This is a genomic window from Mesorhizobium sp. M7A.F.Ca.MR.362.00.0.0, from assembly GCF_004023175.1.
Classification (GTDB): domain Bacteria; phylum Pseudomonadota; class Alphaproteobacteria; order Rhizobiales; family Rhizobiaceae; genus Mesorhizobium.
Map to the genome: position 1 here is coordinate 9,323 of NZ_RZTF01000147.1, position 4,958 is coordinate 14,280.

Here is a 4,958-nt window from a genome sequence, read left to right on the forward strand (position 1 = left end):
GGTCACTGCGCCGCGCGGATTGACCGATATCTTCGATACGTTGACCTATCGCGAACGCTACGAGGCGCTGGTCGAACATGTCGGCCGTGACGGGCTGACCGGCCTGCTGCACCGCGGGCGCTTCGACGCCGACGGTGAAGCCGCCGTCCAGGTCAGCCTGCGCACCGCCAGGCCGCTCAGCCTGCTGATCATCGATGTCGATCATTTCAAATCGATCAACGACCGTTTCGGCCATGCCGAAGGCGACAAGGTGTTGAAGGCCGTTGCCGCGCTGCTGCGCGAGGTCGCCAGTCCCGAGGACCAGGTGTTCCGCATCGGCGGTGAGGAATTCGCCATACTCAGTTCTTGTCCGCACTCGGTCGCCAGGCTGCTTGGCGAAAGCATTCGCCATGCGATCAAGGCTTCAGCGGCCACCAGTCGATTCGAGTTCACCGTCAGCACCAGCGTTTCCAGCGTCAGCGAAACCACGCGCTGCCTTGCCGACCTGTTCGCGCTTGCCGACCAGCGTCTCTACAAGGCGAAGTCGACCGGCCGCGACCGCGTCGTCGGCGAGCCGGGCGGCCACGAAGCCGACACGGCCGCTGCATGGACAAAGTCCGCGCGGATTTAGGTCTGCTCCAGGATTTCTTCCGCCTACGAACGCCGGCGGCGCAGTCCGGTTGTTTGCGTCCCGCCAGCGCTTACCTGCCCCGCACTTACTGGAAGCCGATCGCGTCGACATTGCCTGTCGGGCAACCGGCCTTGTTGGTCGGCACCGAAGCCAGCAGCAGATCCTTGAGCGAGCTGTTCGGGCCGATCGGACCGGCGAGGCCGAGCGTCAGTTCGCCGATCAGCCGCCTGCCGCTCGACGGATCGATGACACAGGACACACGCACCCGGTCGCCTGCCCCCGTCCCGAAGGCGCTGTCGAAAGCGCCGCGGATCTGGTCCGCCGTCAGCTTTCCACCGATGTTCTTGGCAAAGAGATCGCGCACCGGCGAGCTGTTCACCGCACGCATCAGGTTGAGCGCGTCGGAGAAATAGTCCTGCTGGCTCTTGCCGTAGCAGGTGCCGTGCTTGATCCATTCATGCCGCTCGAGGTGGGAGGCCGTTCCAGGCATCACCTGATCGAGCTCCGTGCGGGTGTTGGCGTCCAGATTGACCGGCGGCAGGTCTTTCCAGTGGGCCGGATTGTCGTTGGCCTTGTCGCTCGCCGTCGCCTGGCAATAGAAATTGCCGTTCGGCTGCGGCCACAACCCATGCAAGGTGAAATGCGTCGCGTCGAAATCACCGGCGTTCTGCGTCTTGCATTCGGTCTTGTTCGACTTTGTCTCGCAAAACGCCGGCTGCCAGCTCAGCGCGAAGACGTATTCGGGTTTTCCCGACGCCGCCGGCTTGCCTTGGTCGTCAGGTGCGGCCGGCACGGTCGCCGCGCTGCTGCCGGAAACGTGGCCGCAACTGACCTTCACCCAGCGGCGCTCCGGATCGGCGCCCGGAACCAGGATAAGGTAGTGCGTCGGCGCATCCTTGTTGCCGGCAAGCAGCTGGTAGCTCTTCCCGGCATCGGTCGAGACATTGCCGGGGTTCTTGCCGTTCTTGATGGCTTGCGTTGCCGGACAGGCAGCGTCGGCGACAAAGCTGCCGCTCATCTTGACGTCGGCACGCGCCGCCCCGGCCAGCGACGCCGCCAGCATGGCCAATCCGAAAATGACAGCACTACGCATGGAAAATCCCCAGCTGGACAAGTGGGCGACAGACTGAAGCTGTCTCCATGTCAGAATTGCGATATTTTGCTGGCCAAACGCAAGAAACATCGTCGCGAAAAGCGGGTTTGCCGGATTGACGCATAATGTGGGCCGGCGCAAACAAAGCCAACGACGATAATGCAAGGGCGGGACCAGGCGGCATGTCATTCAGCCAGCAGCGCGTGGTTGCCTCGCCGACCGGTGCCGATCTCAATCTTTTCGTCAGGCAGGCCGATGGCCGGGCACGCGCCGTCGTCCAGATCAATCACGGGCTGGCCGAGCACGCAGCGCGCTATGCCCGCTTTGCCGATTATCTTGGCTCCCGCGGCTTCCACGTCTATGTCCACGATCATCGCGGCCATGGGGCGACCAAGGCGCCCAACACGCCGCTCGGCAGGTTCGCCGACAGGGACGGCCCGGCCAAGGTGATCGCCGACGTCGGCGCCATCCATGACCTCATCGCCAGCGAACAGCCAAACAGACCGGTCATCCTGTTTGGTCATTCGATGGGCGCATCCGTGGCGTTGAATTTCCTTTTAAGTCATTCGCCACGCGTCCATGCCGCCGCGATCTGGAACGGCAATTTCTCCCAAGGCCTGCTCGGGCAGGTGGCGCTGGGCGTCCTTGCCTGGGAGAGAATGCGGCTCGGCTCCGACGTGCCATCGCGTCTGTTGCCGAAGCTCACCTTCCAGGCCTGGGGCAAAGCGGTGCCCAATCACCGCACATTGTTCGACTGGCTGTCGCGAGATGAGGCGGAAGTGGCGAAATACATTGCCGATCCGCTCTGCGGCTGGGATGCCTCGGTATCGATGTGGCGCGACGTCGTCGGCATGGCGCTGAACGGCGGCAAGGATGCCGGCTTTGCCGGTATCCGACGCGACCTGCCCGTCAGCATCGTCGGTGGCGAAAAGGATCCCGCCTCGGATTATGGCAAAGGGATCACGCATCTTGCCAGCCGCATGCGCGCCATGGGCTTTTCGAATCTGGTTTCAAAGGTTTACGCCGACACCCGCCACGAAAGCCTGAACGAGGTGAATCGCGACATCATCATGGATGATTTCGCCATTTGGGCCGACGAAGTCCTCAAAGCGTGACGGATTGGCCCATTGCAAGAGCCGTGACAGCCGTTGCAGGGCTTGATAGAGGCTCTGGTTTCGCAGCAATCACGGTGATTGCGGCAATCACGGTGATTCATGGCTGAGCCCCCGCTGAAAGGCGTCCGCGTCGTCGAACTCGCCCGCATCCTTGCCGGGCCATGGGCCGGGCAGTTGCTTGCCGATCTCGGCGCCGATGTCATCAAGGTCGAAAGCCCCGATGGCGGCGACGACACCCGCAAATGGGGGCCACCCTTCGTCATGGGCAAGGACGGCGAGAACCTGTCGGCCGCCTATTATCATTCCTGCAATCGCGGCAAGCGCTCCATCGCCATCGATTTCTCGACACCGGAAGGCGCCGAGACCGTGCGCCGGCTGGTCGCCACCTCGGACGTGCTGATCGAGAACTTCAAGCTCGGCGGCCTGAAGAAATACGGCCTCGACTATGACAGCCTGCGCCAGATCAACCCGCGCCTCGTCTATTGCTCGATCACCGGCTTTGGCCAGGATGGTCCCTACGCGCCGCGCGCCGGCTACGACTTCATCATCCAGGCCATGGCCGGCATGATGTCGATCACCGGCGAGGTCGGCCGCGAGCCGCAAAAAGCGGGCGTCGCCATCTCCGACATCTTCACCGGCCTTTATTCGGTCATCGCCATCCAGGCAGCATTGCGCCATGCCGAGCAGACCGGCGAAGGCCAGCACGTCGACATGGCGCTTTTCGATACCCAGATCTCGGCGCTCGGCAACCAGAATTTGAACTATCTCGTCTCCGGCCAATCGCCGGTGCAGATGGGCAATGCGCATATGAACATCGCCCCTTATGAGGTGGTGCCGGTCAGGGACGGGCACATCATCCTGGCGATCGGCAATGACGGCCAGTTCGCCAAATTCTGCGCCGCTGTCGGACTGGACGATTTGCCTGCCAATCCCGACTTCGCCACCAATCCTGCCCGGGTCGCCAACCGGGTCAAGCTGCGCGAGCGCATGATCGAGGCGCTGAAGAGTTTTGACCGCGATCCGCTGCTGGCCAAGCTGGAAGCGGCCAGCGTGCCGGCGAGCCCGATCAACACGATCGGCCAGATGTTTGCCGATCCGCAGACGATCGCGCGCGGCATGCGGCTCGATCTCGACGACGGCCATGGCAATCTTCTGCCTTCGGTGCGTGCGCCGATGGTGATGTCCGGCACGCCGCTGGTCTATGAGCGCCCCTCGCCACGCCTGGGCGAGCACACGCAAGAAATCCTTGCCGAACTGGAGAAGTCTGGACAATGAAGACCGGCGGACAACTCATCGTCGACGCGCTCGAAGCCAATGGCACCGACCGCATCTATTGCGTGCCCGGTGAATCCTATCTGGCGGTGCTCGACGCGCTGCACGATTCAGCGATCCGCACCATCGTCTGCCGCCAGGAAGGCGGTGCCGCGATGATGGCCGACTGCCACGGCCGCCTGACCGGCAAGCCCGGCATCTGCTTCGTCACCCGCGGCCCCGGCGCCACCAACGCCTCGGCCGGCATCCACATCGCCATGCAGGATTCGATACCCGTCATCCTGTTCATCGGCCAGGTCGCCAGCCACGCCAAGGAGCGCGAGGCGTTCCAGGAGGTGGACTACAAGAGGTTCTTTGGCGACATCGCCAAATGGGTGGTCGAGATCGACGACGCCTCGCGCATCCCCGAATTCGTCACCCGCGCCTTCGCGGTGGCGACATCGGGCCGTCCCGGCCCGGTGGTGATCTCGCTGCCCGAAGACATGCTGACCAGCGTCGTCGAAGCACCTATCGCCTTGCCGCACACGCCGGTTGAGACACGGCCGGGCGAAGCGGAGCTCGATGCGCTGGAAAAGCTGCTGGCCAAGGCCAAGCGGCCTTTCGTCATCCTTGGCGGCACGCGCTGGGACGCCGAGGCGGTTGCACAAATGCGCACGATCGCCGAGGCGTGGTCGCTGCCGGTCGGTTGTTCCTTCCGCCGGCAGATGCTGTTCGATCATCTGCATCCGAACTATGCCGGCGATGTCGGCATCGGCATCAACCCGAAGCTGGCCACAGCGATCAAGCAGGCCGATCTCGTGCTGCTGATCGGCGGCCGCATGGGCGAAATGCCCTCCTCGGACTACACGCTGCTGAAAAGCCCCTATCC

The 4,958-nt window shown here is 63.5% G+C and carries 5 protein-coding genes; 4 read left to right on the forward strand and 1 reads right to left on the reverse strand.

The genetic code is table 11. The features are described 5' to 3' along the window. Positions 1-610: GGDEF domain-containing protein (locus EOC06_RS42845; RefSeq protein WP_245469757.1), on the forward strand; the 610-nt coding region annotated here is incomplete at its 5' end. A gap of 85 nt (positions 611-695) precedes the next feature. Here EOC06_RS42845 and EOC06_RS18655 read toward each other — a convergent pair. Next, positions 696-1,703, reverse strand: coding sequence for a ribonuclease (locus EOC06_RS18655; RefSeq protein ID WP_128308470.1), 1,008 nt, complete (start codon positions 1,701-1,703; stop codon positions 696-698). 182 nt (positions 1,704-1,885) lie between these two features. Here EOC06_RS18655 and EOC06_RS18660 point away from each other — a divergent pair, with 182 nt between their 5' ends. From EOC06_RS18660 to EOC06_RS18670, 3 genes are all read left to right on the forward strand, one after another. Next, positions 1,886-2,818: an alpha/beta fold hydrolase gene (locus EOC06_RS18660; protein WP_127809971.1), complete on the forward strand. Its 933-nt coding sequence runs from the start codon at positions 1,886-1,888 to the stop codon at positions 2,816-2,818. A gap of 99 nt (positions 2,819-2,917) precedes the next feature. Next, positions 2,918-4,093 carry a CaiB/BaiF CoA-transferase family protein gene (locus tag EOC06_RS18665; RefSeq protein WP_128308471.1) on the forward strand — a complete coding sequence of 392 codons (1,176 nt, stop codon included), beginning with the start codon at positions 2,918-2,920 and terminating at the stop codon, positions 4,091-4,093. After that, positions 4,090-4,958 (forward strand): thiamine pyrophosphate-binding protein (locus tag EOC06_RS18670; RefSeq protein WP_245469760.1); only part of this gene is annotated, 869 nt, incomplete at its 3' end. The genes EOC06_RS18665 and EOC06_RS18670, both read left to right, overlap by 4 nt.